This window comes from Flavobacterium palustre, from assembly GCF_014639535.1.
Lineage (GTDB): Bacteria > Bacteroidota > Bacteroidia > Flavobacteriales > Flavobacteriaceae > Flavobacterium > Flavobacterium palustre.
Genome location: NZ_BMGA01000001.1, coordinates 739,768 through 760,804, shown reverse-complemented (window position 1 = coordinate 760,804; position 21,037 = coordinate 739,768). Strand labels below are relative to the sequence as shown.

The 21,037-nt window shown below is 36.4% G+C and carries 16 protein-coding genes; 15 read left to right on the top strand and 1 reads right to left on the bottom strand.

The annotated features are described in order from the left end of the window. Nucleotides 1-315: 315 nt before the first annotated feature. The 8 genes from IEV84_RS03030 (at nucleotide 316) to IEV84_RS02995 (ending at nucleotide 10,490) form a co-directional block, all read left to right on the top strand. Complete coding sequence (locus tag IEV84_RS03030; protein ID WP_188492280.1) at nucleotides 316-1,464, top strand: ABC transporter substrate-binding protein; 1,149 nt, start codon at nucleotides 316-318, stop codon at nucleotides 1,462-1,464. Continuing rightward, nucleotides 1,461-2,597: a CaiB/BaiF CoA transferase family protein gene (locus tag IEV84_RS03025; RefSeq protein ID WP_188492278.1), complete on the top strand. Its 1,137-nt coding sequence runs from the start codon at nucleotides 1,461-1,463 to the stop codon at nucleotides 2,595-2,597. The genes IEV84_RS03030 and IEV84_RS03025 overlap by 4 nt, the downstream gene beginning before the upstream one ends. Nucleotides 2,598-2,600: 3 nt before the next feature. Next, nucleotides 2,601-3,740, top strand: coding sequence for a CaiB/BaiF CoA transferase family protein (locus IEV84_RS03020; RefSeq protein ID WP_188492276.1), 1,140 nt, complete (start codon nucleotides 2,601-2,603; stop codon nucleotides 3,738-3,740). After that, the gene (locus IEV84_RS03015; RefSeq protein ID WP_188492274.1) at nucleotides 3,740-4,969 is read left to right on the top strand and encodes an ABC transporter substrate-binding protein; all 1,230 of its coding nucleotides are present in this window, start codon (nucleotides 3,740-3,742) and stop codon (nucleotides 4,967-4,969) included. Before IEV84_RS03020 ends, IEV84_RS03015 begins: the two co-directional genes overlap by 1 nt. Nucleotides 4,970-4,971: 2 nt before the next feature. Further along, a complete protein-coding gene (locus tag IEV84_RS03010) occupies nucleotides 4,972-6,039 on the top strand; it encodes a Gfo/Idh/MocA family protein (RefSeq protein WP_188492272.1) in 1,068 nt (355 codons plus the stop codon). Nucleotides 6,040-6,146: 107 nt separating this feature from the next. Beyond that, nucleotides 6,147-6,590 (top strand): MaoC/PaaZ C-terminal domain-containing protein, encoded by a 444-nt coding sequence (locus tag IEV84_RS03005; protein ID WP_188492270.1) that lies wholly within the window; start codon nucleotides 6,147-6,149, stop codon nucleotides 6,588-6,590. Between the two features lie 20 nt (nucleotides 6,591-6,610). Next, nucleotides 6,611-7,912, top strand: coding sequence for an L-fucose:H+ symporter permease (fucP, locus tag IEV84_RS03000; RefSeq protein ID WP_188492268.1), 1,302 nt, complete (start codon nucleotides 6,611-6,613; stop codon nucleotides 7,910-7,912). A 151-nt stretch (nucleotides 7,913-8,063) separates the two neighbouring features. Further along, a complete protein-coding gene (locus tag IEV84_RS02995; protein ID WP_188492266.1) occupies nucleotides 8,064-10,490 on the top strand; it encodes a DUF4982 domain-containing protein in 2,427 nt (808 codons plus the stop codon). Between the two features lie 67 nt (nucleotides 10,491-10,557). Here IEV84_RS02995 and IEV84_RS02990 read toward each other — a convergent pair whose 3' ends face one another. Continuing rightward, the gene (locus IEV84_RS02990; RefSeq protein WP_188492265.1) at nucleotides 10,558-11,103 is read right to left on the bottom strand and encodes a hypothetical protein; all 546 of its coding nucleotides are present in this window, start codon (nucleotides 11,101-11,103) and stop codon (nucleotides 10,558-10,560) included. A gap of 211 nt (nucleotides 11,104-11,314) precedes the next feature. Between IEV84_RS02990 and IEV84_RS02985 the strand changes: the two genes are divergently transcribed. From IEV84_RS02985 to IEV84_RS02955, 7 genes are all read left to right on the top strand, one after another. Further along, nucleotides 11,315-12,994 carry a glycoside hydrolase family 28 protein gene (locus IEV84_RS02985; RefSeq protein WP_188492262.1) on the top strand — a complete coding sequence of 560 codons (1,680 nt, stop codon included), beginning with the start codon at nucleotides 11,315-11,317 and terminating at the stop codon, nucleotides 12,992-12,994. 123 nt (nucleotides 12,995-13,117) lie between these two features. After that, the gene (gene pelA, locus IEV84_RS02980; protein WP_188492261.1) at nucleotides 13,118-14,305 is read left to right on the top strand and encodes a pectate lyase; all 1,188 of its coding nucleotides are present in this window, start codon (nucleotides 13,118-13,120) and stop codon (nucleotides 14,303-14,305) included. Nucleotides 14,306-14,765: 460 nt separating this feature from the next. Further along, nucleotides 14,766-16,745 (top strand): glycoside hydrolase family 97 protein, encoded by a 1,980-nt coding sequence (locus IEV84_RS02975; protein ID WP_188492259.1) that lies wholly within the window; start codon nucleotides 14,766-14,768, stop codon nucleotides 16,743-16,745. A 347-nt stretch (nucleotides 16,746-17,092) separates the two neighbouring features. After that, a complete protein-coding gene (locus tag IEV84_RS02970) occupies nucleotides 17,093-18,376 on the top strand; it encodes a PAS domain-containing sensor histidine kinase (protein WP_188492257.1) in 1,284 nt (427 codons plus the stop codon). Beyond that, on the top strand, nucleotides 18,373-18,804 hold the full coding sequence (locus tag IEV84_RS02965; protein WP_188492255.1) for a response regulator: 432 nt from the start codon (nucleotides 18,373-18,375) through the stop codon (nucleotides 18,802-18,804). Before IEV84_RS02970 ends, IEV84_RS02965 begins: the two co-directional genes overlap by 4 nt. Before the next feature lie 216 nt (nucleotides 18,805-19,020). After that, complete coding sequence (locus IEV84_RS02960) at nucleotides 19,021-19,635, top strand: RNA polymerase sigma factor (protein WP_188492253.1); 615 nt, start codon at nucleotides 19,021-19,023, stop codon at nucleotides 19,633-19,635. A 60-nt stretch (nucleotides 19,636-19,695) separates the two neighbouring features. Further along, a complete protein-coding gene (locus tag IEV84_RS02955; RefSeq protein ID WP_188492251.1) occupies nucleotides 19,696-20,865 on the top strand; it encodes a FecR family protein in 1,170 nt (389 codons plus the stop codon). Nucleotides 20,866-21,037 lie beyond the last annotated feature (172 nt).

The window sequence follows — 21,037 nt, the reverse complement described above, 5'->3', positions numbered from 1 at the left end:
CGGTCTTCGACCACCCCTCTGAAAGAGGGGAATGGCGCTCGAAATTCCCCTCCTGGGGAGAGCTTGTCCGAGAATTCGGGAGGTGCCCAACGGGCGGGGTGGTTAAAAAATAATATGTCAATTCGAGTGTTTTTTGTTTCGTTATGCTACAAAAAAGCACTCGAATTGTTGTTTTAATAACTATATTCACAGTTGTTTTTGCAGATGAAAAACAGATAAAACCTAGATAATAACGGATAAAAAAGGATAAGTTAGTTTTCTTAATTTTAACTTTGGAAAACTGCGTTCCGATAAAAAATAGAAAAGTAAAAAAAAATGAAGAAATTGAAAGGGATTACATGGAACCATACAAGAGGGCTTTTGCCAATGGTTGCCACTTCTCAGCGTTTTACTGAGCTGTATCCAGATGTAGAAATTAGTTGGGAAAAAAGAAGCTTACAGGAATTTGCCGATGCTTCGATTGAAGATTTAGCTAAAAGATTTGATTTATTGGTGATTGATCATCCGTGGACAGGTTTTGGTGCTGCTACCAATACGATTGTTCCTTTGTCGGATCATTTTTCAAGTGAATATATTAAAGACCAGGAAGTAAATACCGTTGGTAAATCATACGAAAGTTATGTTTTTCACAACAAACTTTGGGCTTTGCCTATTGATGCTGCTACTCCGGTAGCTGCTGCACGTTTGGATATTTTAGAAAAAAACGGTTTAAAAGTTCCTGAAACTTACGAAGATTTATTGGCTTTAGCCAAAAAAGGACTGGTTGCATTTGCCGGAATTCCGGTAGATTCATTAATGACTTTTTATTCGTTTTGTTGTAGTTTGGGCGAAGCTCCGTTTTTGTCTCAGGAAACTGTGATTTCAAAAGAAACAGGAATTAAAGCTTTGCAAATGCACCGCGAATTAGCGCAATTAATGGATGCTGCTAATTTCAACAGAAACCCAATTCAGGTTTATGAGGCAATGGTAAATACTGATGAAATTGCTTATTGCCCGTTTGCTTATGGCTATTCTAATTATTCAAGAATTGGTTACAGCAAACATTTACTTCACTTTTATGATTTAGTAAAGTTGAACGATCAGCCTATGATCAGCTCATTAGGAGGAACAGGTTTAGCAGTTTCTTCTTTCAGCGCGAATCTTCCGGAAGCTTTAAAGTATGCTGAATTTACAGGTTCTTCTCATGTTCAGCAGAATATTTTTGCCGATAATGGCGGACAACCGGGACATTTACAAGCTTGGAAAAGCGACAGAATTAACGGAATCACTCACGATTATTTCAAAAATACCTTACCTGCCTTAGAGCGTGCTTTCCTTCGTCCAAGATATGCAGGACATATGTATTTCCAGGATCATGCCGGTGATGTAGTGCGTGATTATTTGATGAACGGTGGTGATGAAGTAGCTGTGCTTGAAGCAATGGACGCTTTGTATGTAAAATCACTTAACGAGGCAACAGTATGAGGCCTTTAGAAGGTTTAGTTGTTTTAGAGTTTTGCCAGTTTTTGGCAGGACCTTCAGCAGGATTAAAACTCGCCGACTTAGGTGCCAGAGTTATTAAAATAGAAAGACCCGTAAAAGGAGAGGCTTGTCGTCAATTGAGTATTAAAGACTTATTTGTTGACGAAAGCAGCTTGCTTTTTCATACCATCAACAGAAACAAAGACTCTTTTGCTGCCGACCTTAAAAATCCGGACGATTTAGAATTAGTAAAAAAATTGATTGCCAAGGCTGATATTATGACCCATAATTTCAGACCGGGTGTTATGGATAAAATTGGTTTGGCTTTCGCCGATGCCATTGCCATTAATCCAAAAATTATCTACGGAGTTGTTTCAGGTTATGGTGAAGAAGGCCCTTGGGCTAAAAAACCGGGACAGGATTTATTGGTACAATCGTTATCAGGATTGACATGGTTGAGCGGAAGAGATAGCCAGGGGCCGGTTCCTTTTGGTTTATCAACTGCTGATATTATGTGTGGCAATCATTTGGTACAAGGACTTTTGGCGGCTTTATTAAAAAGAGCCAAAACTAATAAAGGCGTTTTGGTTGAAGTTTCTTTAATCGAATCGATATTAGATGTCCAATTTGAAGCCATTACTTCGTACTTAAATGATGGTGGACAATTGCAAAAAAGAGGTGATGTTGCCGGAAGTGCTCATGCTTTTTTGAGTGCGCCTTATGGTGTTTACAAAACTCAGGATGGTTATCTTTCGCTGGCTATGGGCGATTTAATGTATATTAGCGAATTGCTCGAAGTGAATTTGGAAAAATACCGAGAAAAACAGCTGTGGTTTGAATTCCGTGATGAAATCAGAACGCTTTTAAGCGAGCGTATCATTCAAAAGTCAACCGATCACTGGTTGGATTTATTGATTGGAAAAGGCGTTTGGTGTGGAAAAGTATTGAATTATCAGGATTTGGACGCAATTGATTTTGGTATGCCAATGAAGCAGACAATTGAAAATGCCGAGCATAGAAAGATAGTTACTACCCGAAGTCCGATTCAGTTGGACGGACAAATTTTGACCAGTACTAAAGCAGCACCAAAAGTAGGTGAGCAAAATAAAATAATTCTTGAAACTATTATAAATTAGAAGATGAAACCATTAGAAGATTATTTAATAATAGATTTCAGCCAGTTTCTTTCGGGACCTTCAGCCAGTTTACGTCTGGCCGATTTGGGTGCCCGTGTCATTAAAATTGAGAAACCGGGAACAGGCGATATTTGCCGAACCTTATATACTTCGGATTTGATTATGAACGGAGAATCCTCTGTTTTTCATACTATAAATCGAAACAAAGAATCCTTTGCGATTGATTTTAAACAGCCGGAGGAATTAGCAAAATTGAAGAAATTGTTGGCAAAAGCCGATGTGGTAATGCATAATTTCAGACCGGGTGTTATGGAACGCATTGGATTGAGTTATGAAGAAGTACAAAAAATAAATCCTAATGTGGTTTATGCTTCGATAAGTGGTTACGGCTCAAAAGGTCCTTTTAAGGATTTGCCGGGACAGGATTTATTGTTACAATCTTTAACGGCTTTGACCTGGCTGACAGGAAACGAGGGCGATGGTCCGGTTCCTATGGGATTGTCTATTGTCGATATGTTGGCGGGAGCGCATTTAGCCCAAGGAATTTTGGCAGCTTTGTATCGAAAAGTGACTCAGAATGTTGGAGCTCAGGTAGAGGTAAGTATGTTGGAATCGGCGTTTGATTTTCAGTTTGAAACTATTACCACTTTCTTTAATGATGGTGGCGAATTGCCTGTTCGAACAAAAACTAACAATGCCAATGCTTATTTAGGTGCGCCTTATGGAATTTATCAGACTAAAAATGGCTACATGAGTTTAGCCATGGGGTCAATTCCGGTTTTGGCAGAATTGTTAAGCTGTGAGGCATTGAAGCAGTTTCCCGAAAATAAATTTACTTTAAGAGACGATATCAAATCGGTTTTAGCGGCACATTTACAAACACAGGATTCTGAATATTGGTTAAATATTTTAGAACCTGCTGATATTTGGTGTGCCAATGTATTGAATTATGAGCAGCTTTTTGCTCAGGATGGTTTTCAGGTTTTAAATTTTGTACAACAGGTGGAAATGCTTGACGGCTATAGTTATAAAACCACAAGATGCCCTATTCGAATTGATGGGGAATTATTTATTTCTGATAAGGGCTCGCCTAAGTTGGGTCAGGATAACGAACGTATTTTAGAAGAATTTATTAATTGCTAATGGAAAACTCAACATTTAGAATTGCGGTTAGAAAATTTGGCCCTTTTGAAAGTGCCTTACAGAAATTATGGGATGCGTTTTGTTTAAAATACAATATTAGCATTGCTGTCGAAATGATTCCGATGGAGCTGCATGATTTGTACGAACAAACCATCACCGAAGAAGGTTTGAAAAAAGGCGATTGGGATATTGCCCATATCAATACCGATTGGATTTTTGATGCGGTTCAAGCCAAGGCAGTGCAGGATTTAACTCCTTTTATTACTAATAAAGCGCCAAAGGATTTCCCTCAGGGCTGGCACAATTCGTTGTTGCATTTGCAGGAAATTGAAGGAGGCATTTACGGATTACCGTTTCATGATGGTCCGGAATGCTTGATTTACAGAAAAGATTTATTCGAAAATCCGATTGAAAAAGAGAACTTCAAAAAGCAATACGGTTACGAATTGCATCCGCCTAAAACATGGGAGGAATTCACCCAGATAGCTACTTTCTTTAATCGTCCTGACGAAAAATTATACGGCTGCGTTTTTGCCAATTATCCTGATGGGCATAACATGGTTTTTGACTTTTGCCTGCATTTATGGACCCGTGGCGGTTCTTTATTGAATGCCGATAATCAAATAAATATTGATACACAGGCGGCAATTGACACCTTAGATTATTACCGTTATATAGTTAAAAATACCAATGCTGTTCATCCGGGTTCGATTGATTTTGGTTCGGTTGAAGCAGGTATGGCTTTCGCCAATGGAGAAGCTGCGATGACAATAAACTGGTTTGGTTTTGCTTCGATGTGCGAAGTAATTGCCGAATCAAAAGTTAAAGGTAAAGTAGATATTACCACCCTGCCTTTTGCCGATGGCGGAAAAACAGCTTCACTGAATGTCTATTGGTTATACACCATAGGAAAAGGAAGTAAAAACAAGCAATTAGCCTACGATTTTTTACGATTTGCCACCACTGCCGAGAGCGATAAATTATTGACAAATGAAGGCGGAATTGGTTGTAGAAAATCGACATGGAACGATCCTGAAATTAATGCCACAATCCCTTACTACCACAAATTAGAAAGTTTACACGAGAATGCCCTGACCTTGCCACAGATAGCGGTTTGGCCGGACATCGCCATACTGATAGACCAGTTGGTTTTGCATGCAATACAAACCACAACTCCGTCTGCAGTTTTATTAAAAAACACACAAATTGAAATTGAAAAAATACTATAATTATGCAAATTCCTTATAAGCCACAACTGCCAAAAACCAACCAACCTATAGTCATTATTGGCGCTAGCGGAATTGTAAAAGATGCGCATTTGCCTGCTTATAAAATGGCCGGATTTGAGGTTTTCGGAATTACCAACCGAACTTTTGCCAAAGCACAGTCAATGGCTGCTGAATTTGGAATTCCTCATGTTTTTGAAACAGTGGCTGATGCCGTAAAAAGTGCTCCTGCCAATGCTGTTTACGACATTACGGTGATGCCGGAACAATATATTGAAATTTTAGAGCAATTGCCTGATGGTGCTGCGGTTTTAATCCAAAAACCAATGGGGAATGATTTGGCTGAAGCCAAAGAAATCCTTGCTGTTTGCGAAAGAAAAAATCTGGTAGGAGCTATTAATTTCCAATTGCGATTTGCTCCATTTGTGGCTGCGGCACGTTATTTGATAAATGAAGGAATCATTGGTGAATTGTATGATTTGGAGTTCAAAGTAACTGTAAATACACCTTGGGAATTGTTTCCATTGGTTAAAGTACATCCAAGATTGGAGATTTTATTCCACAGTGTACATTATATAGATTGCATTCGTTCGTTTGTAGGAGATCCAAAAAGTGTTTTAGCCAAAACCTGGAGACATCCATCGAAAGATTTATCATCTTCACGTTCGACTATTATTCTGGATTATGGCGACACCATGCGTGCAGTAATTAATACCAATCACGATCACCATTTTGGACCGGAGCATGAAGAAAGTTACATCAAGTGGGAAGGAACGAAAGGAGCTGTCAAAGCTAAGATGGGCTTGTTGATGAACTACCCTGCCGGACTGGAAGATGTTTTCGAATACTCAGTACAAAACGAAGCAGGAAAATACGAATGGAAGAAAGTACAACTGGAAGGTTCCTGGTTTCCGGAAGCTTTTGTGGGAACAATGGCTAACCTGATGCGTTATAAAGAAGGTTCGGACAGCGAATTGTATGCCAGTGTTGAAAATGTGTTAGGTACAATGCAAGTAGTTGAAGCCTGCTACATCAGCAATAAAAATGGAGGAATTCCACAAGGAGAATTATAAAAAAATAAAAATTAAACCATTTAAGACATATAAGTTCATGTAAGTCTAATAAAAACAGAACTTAAATGGTCTAATATGACTTATTATGGTAAATAAACTAAAGAAACATGTATTTTAAGTCAACATTTTTTGAAGATTACCAATTAGGAGATAAGCGTGTAACATTGGGAAGAACTATAACTGAGACTGATTTTGTAGTTCATGCAGGACACACAGGCGATTTTTTTCCGCACCATATGGATGAAGAATGGTGTAAAACACAGCCTTTTGGACAACGTATTGCTCATGGAACCATGGTACTTGCAATTGGGGTAGGATTGACGGCATCAGAGATTAATCCGGAAGCTTTTTCTAAGGGTTATGACAGAATGCGTTTTGTAAAACCGGTACACATTGGTGATACGATTCACTCGGAAATTACCATTTCAGAAAAAGGTGATGCTAAAAGACCGGAGATGGGAACGGTAACGGAGCACTTGGAAATCATTAATCAAAGCGGAGAAGTAGTGATGGTTTGTGACCATTTATTACTCGTAAAAAGAAAAAATTAACCAACCAATAAATATAAAACATGCAAGTAACCAATCAGTTGGGAGACCAACATTCAGTGCCTACCGAAAAAGGTCAGGGACCAAATTATGTATTACCTTTTATTTTAATTACGAGTTTATTTTTCCTTTGGGGAATGGCTCATAATTTGGATTCAATTTTGATTCCACACCTTAAAAAAGCCTGTCAGTTGAATAACCGTCAATCGACATTGATTGATACTTCGGTGTTTTTGGCTTATTTCCTGATGGCAATTCCGGCGGGAATGATTATCAAAAAAGTAGGTTATAAAAACAGTATTATCATCGGACTTTTGGTTTTTGCAACAGGCGCTTTCCTGTTTGTTCCGGCAGCGAATACTCAGGCTTACGAATTGTTTTTAGTTGCCTTATTCATCATTGGATGCGGACTGACTATTCTGGAAACCAGTGCTAATCCTTATGCAGCTATTTTAGGTCCACCGGAATCTTCGTCTAAACGATTGAATCTGGCTGCTTCTTTTAATGGTTTGGCTGCGATGGTAGCGCCAATTGTGGGTTCGATGTTTATCCTTTCCGGAAAAAGTTATACTCCTGAACAAATGGCTGCTATGCCTGAAGCGGAAAGATTATCTTATTTAGCGGGTGAAGCTGCTGCTGTAAAAATGCCTTATATTGTTTTAGGAACAATATTAGTTTTAGTGGCAATTTTGTTTTACTTTATGCATTTGCCATCAATGAAACCAGCACATACAGAGGTGGAAGTAAAACCCGGTTTTTTCTCGGTTTTAAAACACCGTCATTTAAGTTGGGCAGTTGTAGCGCAGTTTTTCTATGTAGGCGCTCAGGTTTGTGTTACGAGTTTCTTTATCAGAATGGCTGAGCAGGGAGCCGGTATGGATGAGATTACAGCGGCTTATTATTTAGGACTTTATGGGGTGTTGTTCATGGCAGGAAGATTCATTGGGACTTTCTTTTTGAAATATGTAAAAGATTATGTACTGCTGTCAATTTATGCTGCATTGAGTACTATTCTTTGTGCTGTAGCTATTTACGGAACAGGTATTTATGTAATTTATGCTTTAGGAGCAATCGGATTTTTTATGTCTATTATGTTTCCTACTATCTTTGCTTTAGGTTTAGTAGGATTGAAAAATAATACTGAAACCGGTTCTTCCTGGTTGGTAATGGCTATCGTGGGAGGAGCTATTTTACCTTACGGAATGGGAACTCTGATTGATATGAATCATGACGATATTCAATCGGGTTATTTGATTCCGTTAGTGTGTTTCCTGATTATTCTTTATTTTGGAATGTTTGGTCACAAGGTGAAAAAAGCAGCTTAAATTTTTTCTGTAAATAAGTTATTTAAACCCGACTACTATAAAAGTGGTCGGGTTTTTTTAATAACTGATATTGTATATTCTAATTTACAATTAGAAAGTAGCTATTTTTATCGTTTTTTATAATTCTTAAACAACCAAATAATAAAATTAGATGACACAGTTTAGATTTTTCTTCTTAATCTTTTTTATAAGTATATCAATTTCTTTCTCTCAGGTGCGAACTGTGAGGGAATTAGAAAGTAATTGGAAGTTCCAAAAAGGAGATTTTGAAAACGCTTCCCAAACGAATTTTAATGATTCAAAATGGCAAAAAGTAAGTGTGCCGCATGATTGGGCTATTTACGGTCCATTTGATAAGGAAGTTGATAAACAGACTGTAGCGATTGTTCAAAATGGCGAAAAAACAGCTTCTGAAAAAACGGGAAGAACCGGGGCGCTGCCTCATATCGGGACGGCTTGGTACAGAAATAAGTTTTCGATTTCGGCTGCTGAGAAAGGAAAGAAAGTAATTCTGCTTTTTGAAGGTGCTATGAGCGAACCACAGATATATCTAAACGGGAAAAAAGTGGGCGAATGGGCTTATGGTTACAGCTATTTTTATTTTGATGTTTCTGATTTTCTACAGGAAGGCGAGAATACTTTGGCGGTAAAATTAACAAACAAGGAGTTTGCTTCACGTTGGTATCCTGGTGCGGGTTTGTATCGAAAAGTTAGTCTGATTATCAAAAATAAGGAAAGTATTGAACAATGGGGAACTTCTATAACAACGCCATTAGTTAGCAAAGAAGTTGCCAAAGTAAATGTAAAAACAAAGGCTACAGGAGAAAATGGGTATTTAGTAACTACAATTTTTGATGCCAATGGACAAAAAATAAGTTCGGATAAAGCCACTACAAAATTCGGAACTGAATTCGAACAAAATATCAAAGTCGATAATCCGAAGTTGTGGAGTCCTGAAAGTCCGTATTTGTATAAAGCCGTTTCGCAATGGTTTGTTGGTGACGAATTAAAGGATGAGGTTACAACCCGTTTTGGAATCCGTGAGATAAAATACGAAGCGAATAAAGGATTTAGTCTAAATGGCGAAGTACGAAAGTTTAAAGGCGTTTGCTTGCATCACGATTTAGGACCTTTGGGAACGGCAATAAATAAGGCAGCTTTACGCCGTCAATTGACCATTTTAAAAGATATGGGCTGTAATGCTATTCGAAGCTCTCACAACATGCCATCATTGGAACAATTAGAATTATGTGACGAAATGGGATTCATGTTCTTAGCCGAAAGTTTTGACGAATGGGCAAAGCCAAAAGTGAAGAATGGATACAACCGATTTTTTGAAGCCTATGCCGAGAAAGATATCGTAAATTTAGTTCATGCTACCCGAAATCATCCTTGTATCGTGATGTGGAGTTCCGGAAATGAAGTTCCGGATCAACACGGTGAAGCTGGAGTAAAACGTGCCAAATGGCTACAGGAAATTTTCCACAGAGAAGATCCAACAAGGCCGGTAACTGTGGGTATGGATCAGGTAAAAGCAACTATGGAATCAGGTTTTGGAGCTTTGTTAGATATTCCGGGATTGAATTATCGTGTGCATTTGTATGAAGAAGCTTTTAAAAAATTCCCTCAAGGATTTATTTTAGGTTCTGAAACTGCTTCGACTGTAAGTTCAAGAGGAATTTATAAATTTCCTGTGGTAAAAGAAAAAAACAAACAATATCCGGATTTTCAGTGTTCTTCTTATGATTTAGAAGCCTGTAGCTGGTCGAATGTACCTGATGAAGATTTTGTGTTACAGGATGACAAGCCTTGGGTTATAGGTGAATTTGTTTGGACCGGTTTTGATTATTTGGGTGAGCCTACGCCTTATGATGAGAAATGGCCTTCCCGTAGTTCGTATTTTGGGATCAGTGATTTAGCAGGTTTGCCTAAAGACAGATTCTATTTGTACAGAAGCCGTTGGAATACAGAAAAAGCAACTTTACATATTTTACCGCATTGGAATTGGGAAGGACGCGAAGGTCAAACTACACCTGTTTTTGTCTATACGAGTTATGATAGTGCCGAGCTTTTTGTAAACGGAAAAAGTATGGGAATCCAAAAAAAGAATACCGCTACTCCGCAAAACAGGTATCGACTGATGTGGATGGACGTGAAGTACGAACCGGGAACGGTAAAAGTAGTTGCTTTTGATAAAGACGGAAAAGCAGTTGCCGAAGAGCAAATCCAAACTGCCGGAGATCCATATCAAATTGTGCTTAACGCCGATCGAAATAGCATTCAGGCCGATGGCAAAGATTTGTCTTATGTTACCGTTTCAGTAGTGGATAAAAATGGAATTCCATGTCCTACAGCTACCAATCAATTGCAGTTTAAAGTCAAAGGAAAAGGAAAATACAGAGCGGCTTGTAATGGAGATGCGACTTCATTGGAACAATTTCATTTGCCAACGATGAAACTGTTCAGTGGAAAATTAGTGGTAACCTTACAATCAGTTGAAGAAGCCGGAACTATGGAATTAACCGTTAGCGGAAAAGGATTAAAAACAGCAACTTTAAGTGTTAATGCTGCTAAATAAAAGTAGTTTCTAAAAAATTAAATCCCCTTTTTTCAGAAATTGGAAAGAGGGGATTTTTTTGTTATGTTTATTTTTTTATCGGTAGTGGTGGAGGTGGTGGAAGTACATACTTTGCTGTAATAAAATCTAATTTTTTAGTTGTTTCTATCAATTTTGCTTTTGTTTTAAATTGATACAACCAAGCACCTAAACTATCTAATTCATTAGGAACATTATTATAGCTGTGAACTTTAATTAATTTTTTGACTGAATCTTTATCAATAAATATGGAATATGTTCTCCCATCAACATAATTTTCATAATAAATGGAGTCACATTTTTTAAGTTGAATTTTCGAAATTAAGTAGTTTAGTACTTTTCGCTGTTGTTGACTAATTATTGCTATATAATTTGTTTTTTCTCGTGGAGGAGATATACTATCCCAAACGGTTTTTGAATTCCAATGTTCTCTAATATAAATACTATCGTTGGGTCTAAATTTTAAAGAGAAACAACTTCCAAAAGTATTGTCAAATGAGAATTCAAAATACTTATAATTTGGCTTTTCTTCTTTTTTGGAACAAAAACAAAAAAGAGAAAATGCAATGAGCGACAACAATTTTATCCTTTTCATGTTTTAGTTTTTTAATTTAGTCTAAAATAAGAATTTTCCTTTATGTTGCGAAACAAAATAATTTTAAATGTTTTCGATAATGATTTTAACACAAGTATTTATAAATGGAATGAAAGTTGTGGGATAGAAAACCAAATAAATTAAATATATTTGTAAGGCAATCGATTACATTAATTGTTATAACCAAAAAATAACCTATAAAAAAAGAAGAATGAAAAATAAATCAAGGAATTTTTTAATTGCTGTTTTTGCTATAATACTTTCGGGCTTGCCGCAAAACAGTATCGCTCAAAATTCAAATTCTGAGGAAATTTATCCGGGAATTGAATTTAAAATGGCTAAAGTTCAGGAACCTAAAATCCCTAATTATGCAGTAAATATTAAAGATTTTGGTGCTGTCAATGGTGGTTATGTTTTAAATACCAAAGCTTTTGCCGATGCTATTGATGCGGTGTCTCAAAAAGGGGGCGGAAAAGTAATCATTCCTCCGGGAATTTGGTTAACGGGTCCGATTATCCTGAAAAGTAACTTGGAATTGCATGCCGAAAGAGGTGCTTTGATAAAATTTTCGACCGATAAAAGTTTGTACCCATTAGTAGAAACCAGTTTTGAAGGATTAAATACCTGGCGTTGTATTTCGCCTATTTATGGTAAAAATTTAGAGAATGTTGCTTTTACCGGAAGCGGAGTTTGGGACGGTTCAGGCGAAGTGTGGAGACAGGTGAAAAAAGCCAAACTTACCGAAAGTCAATGGAAAAAATTTGTTGCTTCAGGCGGAGTTGTAAATAAAACACAAACAAGTTGGTATCCATCAGAAGTTTTCATGAATGCATCAGAAGGTGCGGATCAAAATGTACGTTTGGATTTGAAAACTAAGGAAGATTTCGAAAAAATTCACGATTTTCTTCGTCCGGTGTTAGTGAGTATTCAAAACAGTAAACGAGTATTATTTGACGGACCTGTGTTTCAAAATTCACCGGCATGGAATATTCACCCATTAATGATTGAGGATTTAATTGTTCGCAATGTAACCGTTCGTAACCCTTGGTTTTCTCAAAACGGAGACGGTCTTGACGTAGAATCCTGTAAAAATGTTATTGTTGAAAATTCCAGTTTTGATGTGGGCGACGATGCAATTTGTATCAAATCAGGAAAGGATAAAGACGGTCGTGATCGTGGCGTTCCCTGCGAAAATATTATCATCAGAAATAATATTGTATATCATGGACACGGCGGTGTAACTGTGGGAAGTGAAATGTCCGGTGGTGTCAAAAACATGCACGTATCGAATTGTTCTTTTATGGGAACTGACGTTGGATTGCGTTTTAAAAGTAACCGCGGACGTGGCGGAGTTGTCGAAAATATCTTTATTTCAGATGTTTATATGACCGATATTCCATCACAGGCTATTTCTTTTAATTTGTATTATGGAGGAAAATCAATTGCCGAAACTTTGGAAGAAGGAGGAACTCCGGTTGAAAACAAAATGATTCCAGTTGATGAAAAAACGCCTCAGTTTAAAAATATTTCGATGAAAAACATCACCATTGCCGGAGCGCAACAAGCGGTGTTTTTGCAAGGTTTGCCTGAGATGAATCTGGAAAATATTTCTATTTCTAATTTGCTTGCCAAAGCCGACAAAGGAGTTACTATTATTGATGCCAAAGGAATTAAAATTAGCGACGCCAAATTTGATATTAAAGAAAGCACTGTTTTTGATATTTATAATGTAAAAAACAGCTTTTTGAAAAACGTCGAAATCAATTCGACTTCTCCTAAGGCTGTTACGATTAATGGAGCAGCCTCTGAGAATATTGATTTAACATCTTCAAATTTATCTAAGAAAACGTTCATAGGTGAAAAAGTCTCTAAAAAAGCAGTAAAATTCTAATTGAAATCTGAATTTTTAAAATCTCCAAAGTAGCCTGATTTTGGAGATTTTTTTTATAAAAAGCTTAAACTAAATACGTTTTTATAATTCTAAGCTATTACCACCCTTAAAAACCAAAAAACCATGAGCCTAACAAAAATCAATTATTTGGCATTACTTCTGGCATTTTTGCTGTCCGGTACTTTTGTAAAAGCGCAATCGGATAAAAAAGAGACTCCTATAAGTACCAAACCATTTGGCGATAGCGAGAGACATTGGTACGGGATTAAAGATGAAAGTAACTTAATAAATCCGGTTCCTAACCAACCTAAATATCCCGAATCGGATTACACTAAAATTGCTGATAATATGATTTTGTTTCAGCGTTCTAACGGTGGCTGGCCAAAGAATTATGATATGAAGGCAATATTAACGCCGGAACAAGTAGAGAAAGTAGCTTCTACAAAAGCGATTTTACATACCACATTTGACAACGAGACGACTTATACCCATATTTACTATTTAGCACAGGTTTATACCGCTACTAAAATTGAAAAGTACAAAGAAGCCTGTTTAAAAGGAATTCAGTTTATTTTGGATGCACAGTATGCCAATGGAGGCTGGCCGCAATATTTTCCGTTAGAGAAAAATTACAGTCGTCATATAACTTTTAATGATGGGGCTTATATGGGGATAATGAATTTGTTGGACAAAATAATTTCTGACAATCCTAATTTTTCTTTTTTGGATGAGAATATGAAATCTAAGGTGATAAAGTCTTATAATAAAGGTTTGGACTGTATCTTGAATATGCAAATAAAGGACAACGGTAGATTAACTGCCTGGTGTCAGCAACACGATGAAGAAACTCTGGCGCCTGCCTGGGCACGTAAATTTGAACCGCTAAGCATTTGCAATGGGGAAAGTGTGAATGTCGTTTTGTTTTTGATGAAAATAAAAAATCCCAATGACAAAATCATTCAGGCGATACAAAGTGCCGTAAAATGGTTTGCCGATTCCAGAATTCACAACACCAGAGTAGAATCTTTTGAAATTGATGCATTCGAATCCAAATACAAAACCGTAAAACGCGATATTAGGGTAGTAACCGATCCGGCAGCTCCGCCCATCTGGACCCGTTATTATGAGTTAGGTACTGATAAACCTTTGTTTTGCGATCGTAATAGTGAATTTTTGTATTCCCTGGCTGAGGTGAGTGTAGAGCGCCGCAGTGGTTATTCCTGGTACACTTATGAACCTCAAAAAGTTTTGGATAAATATCCCGACTGGCAAAAAAAATATGCCGCAGCTAATGATGTTTTGCAGCCATAAACAATATATTTTGGAAATACTAAAAGACAGTGAGAGCTGTCTTTTTTTATGTACCGAATTTCTATTGTCCTTAGCTTCCGCAGTCGAGTGTCAAATGTTTGAAGAATACGTAAAAAGAAAAGCTGTTTGAGTCCCGAAAGCTTTCGGGACGAGTTCTTTTCTTTTAGTATTCGAAAACTAATTTGACCGACGAGGAAGCGCAAGACTTGAAATCGAAGATTCATGAATACCGAAAAACAATTTTAATGCATGAATATTTTTTTGTTTCTTTTTTGATCAAGCAAAAAAGAAAGTTAGTAAGTTCAAATTTTATATTTAAAAATGGTTTTGGCTCTGGTCGACTTGATAATGCAAATCTTCTTTAGCAAAATAGAATAGTGTTAAATCTACACTTTATTCGTGTAAAACGAATAAATATTTGGTATTTTTGGCTTTACTAACCTAAAATATAAATTTTAAAATGACTATTTCTGTTGTAAATCATTTGAAATTAACGCATTTCAAATTCTTTTTGTACCTCTTTTTATTCGGTTTTTTTGTAACTAATGCGCAAACACAACAACTAAGCAGTCCTGACGGAAAATTGACCGTCAATTTAGTTGTAAATAGCGGAACACCCACTTATAGTGTTTCTTACAATGGAAAATTGTTTTTAGAACCATCGTCTGTAGGTTTAAAAACCAATGTAGGTGATTTTAGCACGGGATTAGCATTAAGCGATAAAGTAATCCAAAATAAAATAGATGAAACTTATGAGTTGCCAAATATCAAACAAAGTAAGGTTCATTATGTAGCTAATGAAGCGGTTTTTTCTTTGACCAAAGACAACAATGCAGCGATTGATATTATTTTTAGAATAAGTAATCATGATGTAGCTTTTAAATACAAAGTGTATCCACAAAAAGAAGCACTTACTACTGTTGTTAAAGAAGAAGTTTCAGGCTTTTTATTTCCACAGGGAACAACTAGTTTCTTGTCGGCTCAAAGCAAAGCGATGGCGGGTTGGAAAAGAACGATGCCCAGTTACGAAATCCCGTATGTTGTAGATGCGGCTTTGGGGAAAAATGGCGACGGAGAAGGCTATACTTTCCCATGTCTTTTTAAAGTTAAAAATGACGGCTGGGTTTTAATTTCTGAAACAGGAGTGGACAGTCAGTATTGTGCCAGCAGATTAATTGGTCATGAAAAAGGTTTATATACCATTGGTTTTCCAATGGAAGGTGAAAATAATGGAAATGGAACATCGGCTCCGGCAATTGCACTTCCTGGTGAAACACCTTGGCGAACGATTACTGTAGGCGAAACTTTAGCACCTATTGTAGAAACCACTGTTCCTTTTGATTTAGTAAAACAAAAATATGAGGCTTCTCAAAAATACCAATATACTAAGGGAACCTGGAGTTGGATCATTGGTATGGAAAAAAGTATGAACTACGATGAGCAAAAAAGATATATTGATTTTAGTGCTGACTTAGGGTACAAAACACTTTTAGTGGATGCGCTTTGGGATACTCAGGTGGGACGTGATAAGATTGAAGAACTAGCTAAATATGCCGCGACTAAAGGAGTTAGTTTTTACTTGTGGTATAATTCTAACGGACATTGGAATGATGCGCCGCAAACGCCAAGAGGAATTATGAATAATGCTATTCTTCGCCGTAAAGAAATGGCTTGGATGAAAAGCATAGGTGTGACCGGAATTAAAGTCGATTTCTTTGGTGGAGACAAGCAGGAAACGATGAAGTTGTACGAAGATATTTTATTTGATGCCAATGATTACGGAATTGCGGTTATTTTTCATGGAACGACTTTGCCTCGTGGTTGGGAAAGAATGTTTCCTAACTATGTTTCCAGCGAAGCAGTGTTAGCGAGCGAGAATCTTTATTTTGGTCAAAAATATTGCGATGCAGAAGCATTCAACGCTTGCTTGCATACTTTTATACGTAATACGGTAGGAAGTATGGATTTTGGTGGGAGTGCTTTGAATAAATTTTATAATGAAAACAATACGCTAAACAAAGGTTCTAAACGCATGACTTCTGATGTATATGCTTTGGCAACGGCAGTTTTGTTTCAAAGTAGTGTGCAACATTTTGCTTTGGCACCAAATAATTTAACCGATGCACCAAAATGGGCAATCGATTTTATGAAAGAAGTGCCTACTACCTGGGATGAAGTTAAATTTATTGACGGTTATCCGGGTAAATATGCTGTGTTGGCTCGTCGTCATGGAGATAAATGGTATGTAGCCGGAATTAACGCTCAGAAAGAAACCGTTAAAATTAAAGTAAAATTGCCAATGATTAAGTTAGGAACTGAATTGAAGCAATACAGTGATGATGCACAATTGAACGGAAAAGTAACAACTGCAAAACTGAATAAGAATCAGGAAATGGAAGTAACAATTCCTTGTAATGGTGCTGTAGTTTTGGTGAATTAGGAAAATAGAAAGATTTTTTTCAAACCTATTAGGGTTGTAAGAAATGTGGTTTAGTCGCATTCTTACAACCCTTTTGCTTTTGGAACGCTAAGAGTTATTGATAAATTTTAAAAAAACCGCTATTTGTTAGAAAAAGTAATTTATTATTTACAAAAATATTGTTATATTAGCACAAGACTTCTCAAGTACCCCAAAACTTAACAGAAGCAACAGTTTTGTATTTGTATTTCAATGATTAGAGATTGGAATGCAGAAAATAAGAATTGTATTTCAATAAGGATTTGCAGCAAGAATCTTTATTTTGACACCTACTATTGTAAGACAAAAGGAATTAATAATGATAGGTTATGAAAACACAAACAGTTGATTTCCAGAAAATATTTTTATCTGCTCCGAGCTTGTTTTTAATTTTATCTACTGATTTTACCATCTTAGACCTGAATGACTCCTATGAAAAGGCAACAATGAAGAAAAGAGAGGAAATGATTGGTCGCAACTTATTCGAAGTCTTTCCTGACAATCCTGATGATAAGTTGGCAGACGGAGTTTCTAATTTATCCCGGTCACTTCATGCTGTATTAAAAGAAAAAAAACGACATGTTATGGCCGTACAACGATATGATGTACAGGGACCTGACGGAATTTTTGAAGAGCGGTATTGGAGTCCGATAAACATTCCGATATTGAATGCTGAAAATGAGATGGATTGTATTGTCCACCGGGTGGAAGACGTAACAGAATTTATGACGTTAAAGAGTGAGAAATCCAAAAGCGAAAATATTACTCTCGACTTACAAAAAAAGGTAGATGAGATGGAGGTTGAAATTATCAAGCGTTCCAGAGAAATTCAAAAATTGAATTTCGAATTGGAACAAAAGGTAAAAGAACGAACAGAAACTTTGTTGAAAAGAGAAGCGCTCCTTGCTGAACAAAACAGAAAACTGAAAGAACAAAATAAGGAACTGGAACAATTTACCTACATCACTTCTCATGATTTACAGGAACCTTTGCGTTCATTGGTCAGTTTTACCGAGTTGCTCGAAAAAGAATTTGCAGGAACATTAGACGGAAATGGCAATCTCTATATTGATTTTATTTCTCAGTCTTCCCGACGTATGCAGACATTGGTCAAAGGACTGTTAGATTACTCCAGAATAGGCCGAAAAAAAGAGTTGGTTGAGGTAGATTGTAATCAAATTGTGAATGAGGTACTTTTAGACATAACCATAACTGTTACAGAAAGTAAAGCCAAAATAACCGTTGGCAATTTACCACAATTAAAAGGCTATTCAACAGAATTAAGACAGCTTTTTCAAAATCTTATCAGTAATGCTGTAAAATTCCGAAAAAAAGAGGTATTGCCCGAAATCCAAATTTTTGCTCAGGAGCAGGATAACGATTGGCTTTTTTCGATTCAGGATAATGCGATAGGAATTGAGGAAAAAGACATGCACAAACTTTTTGTCATTTTTAAAAGATTACACGATCGCGATGAATATGAAGGAACTGGTATTGGTCTGGCACATTGTAAAAAAATCGTGGAACTACACGGTGGCACGATTTGGGCCGATTCAAAGTGGGGCGAAGGGAGTACATTTAATTTTACAATTCCAAAACTTAAAGAACTATGAAAAAGAAACTCAATTGCGTATTATTGGTGGATGATGACAAAGGGACTAATTTTATCAACGAGATGATTATAAAAAAATCAGGTATAGCCGAGAGGATTCAAACCGTATTGAACGGCAAAGAAGCACTTGATTTTATTACCAATAAAGGAAAATATGAAGCCGCGGGAGATGTGTTTCCGCAGCCTATGCTGACCTTGCTTGATATTAATATGCCGGTAATGGACGGTTGGGAATTTTTAGAAGCTTATCATGCGTTGGAGGAGCATCAAAAAGGAAAAATCATTATTGTTATGCTCACCACTTCATTAAATCCTGATGATAAAACCAGAGCCGAAGGCATCTCTGAGGTTTCTGATTTTAAAAACAAACCACTCTCTCGCGAAGCCTTTGCCGATATTATTAAAACCCATTTTCCGGATTATCTTTAGATTTTAAATGAATACAATTTGCAATTTATTTTTAGTTGCTTTTTTGATGTTTTATAGGTGGTATTCCAAACTTTTCAAAGGGATTTCGCCAAAACTTGCTTATGTGCAAACGGTAAAATTTTTATCCTTATAATTTATTTTTGTGTAAGCTGAGGTATTTTAATTATGTTTGCTTCAATCTTATTTACACCAAAATTAATTGCCAATCATATAAAAATGAACCTTTCAAATGAATCTGCACTTTTATTGCGTATTGCATCTGGCGATGAACTATCCTATACCCGGCTGGTTGAAAGATACTGGCAAAAGGTGTTACAGCATGCTTTGAGTTTTGTGAAATCATATCCGATTGCTGAGGAATTAACCCAAGATGTTTTTATTCAGATTTGGGAAAAACGACACAAATTAGCTGAAGTAAATAGTTTTGAAAACTACCTTTTTATAGTGAGCCGCAATTTAATTATTAGTCATATTAGAAAAAAATTGGTAGAAACAGATTCGCTGAAAGATCAAAAACTACAAGAGTTATTTTTTAAACCGGATGAACAATATGAGTTTGAGGAATTAGTTAAAATTTTAAACGAAGGAGCTGCACTTTTGCCGGAACCCAGACGCTCTGTTTTCCTGTTAAGCCGCATGGAAGGAAGGGATGCCGACTACATCAGTAAAAAATTAGGTATAGCAACAAGAACTGTTCGCTGGCATTTACTACAGGCTTTAAATTTTCTTAGGAATTACTTACACAATCATTATATCATCAGTCTTTTAGCCCTAATTTTATTAGGGTTATTTTTTTTTAATAATTTTTTTTATTTTTCATTGCCACTTTAGTGGCCAAACCTCGTCTTTATAATTGAACGGCTTTTAATGTCGTCCCAAAATCTCTATTTTATGTATCAAAAAGAAGTATTTAAAGAACTTATGGAGCAGTTTATTTCAGGAGAAATCACTCCTGAAGGTAAAACAATGCTACTCTCGATGTTGGATAATCCCCAATATTCGGAGGAAGTGAATGCGATTCTTCAAGAAAATTATGACTCAGTAGAAATTCCTGTTGTTAGTCCTGAATCAACTAAAAAATTCATGGACGAACTTAAGAGTAAAATGAATTCTTCAAAAGTAAAAGAGCCGTCTGTTATAGGTTTATTCAATTGGAGAAAAATAGCTGTAGCTGCCAGTGTTTTAATAGCCATTGGTATTGGGTCTCTTGTTTTTTTTCAAAAGAAGGATTCATCTCCTGTAATGGTAGCAGTAAAACCAACTCAGGATAAAGAACCTGGAAAAACCGGAGCAATATTAACTCTTTCTAATGGTTCTAAAATTGTTTTGGATAGCGTAGGGAATGGGGTGTTAGCTAATCAAAACAATACGACTGTTTCAAAAAAGAATGGCAGACTGGTATATAAAGCAGGCAAGGATGCTCAAGTGGTATTCAATACGATGACCACTCCCAGAGCGCGACAATATAATTTGGAATTATCAGATGGTACAAAAGTCTGGCTAAACGCATCTTCGTCAATTACTTTCCCAACTTCTTTTGCGGCAAACGAAAGAAAAGTAACCCTAACTGGAGAAGCTTATTTTGAAGTAGCCAAAGATAAAAAGAGACCTTTTAGAGTTGCTGTTAATGATATGCAGGTAAATGTATTGGGAACTCATTTTAACATAAATGCATATGATGATGAGGCCAGCGTAAATACTACTCTTTTAGAAGGAAGTGTGTTAATTACTGAGAAAGCCAAAAAAGTACTGTTGAAACCAGGGCAGCAAGCCCAGAAACAAAAATCGGGTGCTATTACTGTAAATGATAATGTGAATTTAGAAGAAGTGATGGGATGGAAAAACGGTGTGTTCTATTTTGAAAATGCTAATCTCCAAACTGTTTTGAGACAACTAAGTCGCTGGTATGATGTAGATGTAGTATTTGAAAAAGGAATACCTGCAAGAACTTTTGAAGGAGAAATACAAAGAAATTTACAATTATCACAGGTATTAAAAATTTTAGAAAAGAATAAGGTTCATTTTAAAATTGATGGAAATGTTTTAAGAGTGATGCCATAATTTAGATTAAAACGGGGAAACCCTTTTTTATAAATATGTATTTGTTATCCATAAAAAAAGCCAGCAGATGTTGGTAGCATTTGCTGGCTTGTTCCTAAAATTAAAAAGGAACAGTTAATGGAAAAACAGATAGATAAACCAAGCAAGGAGAATTTATTATTAACCAAAAACC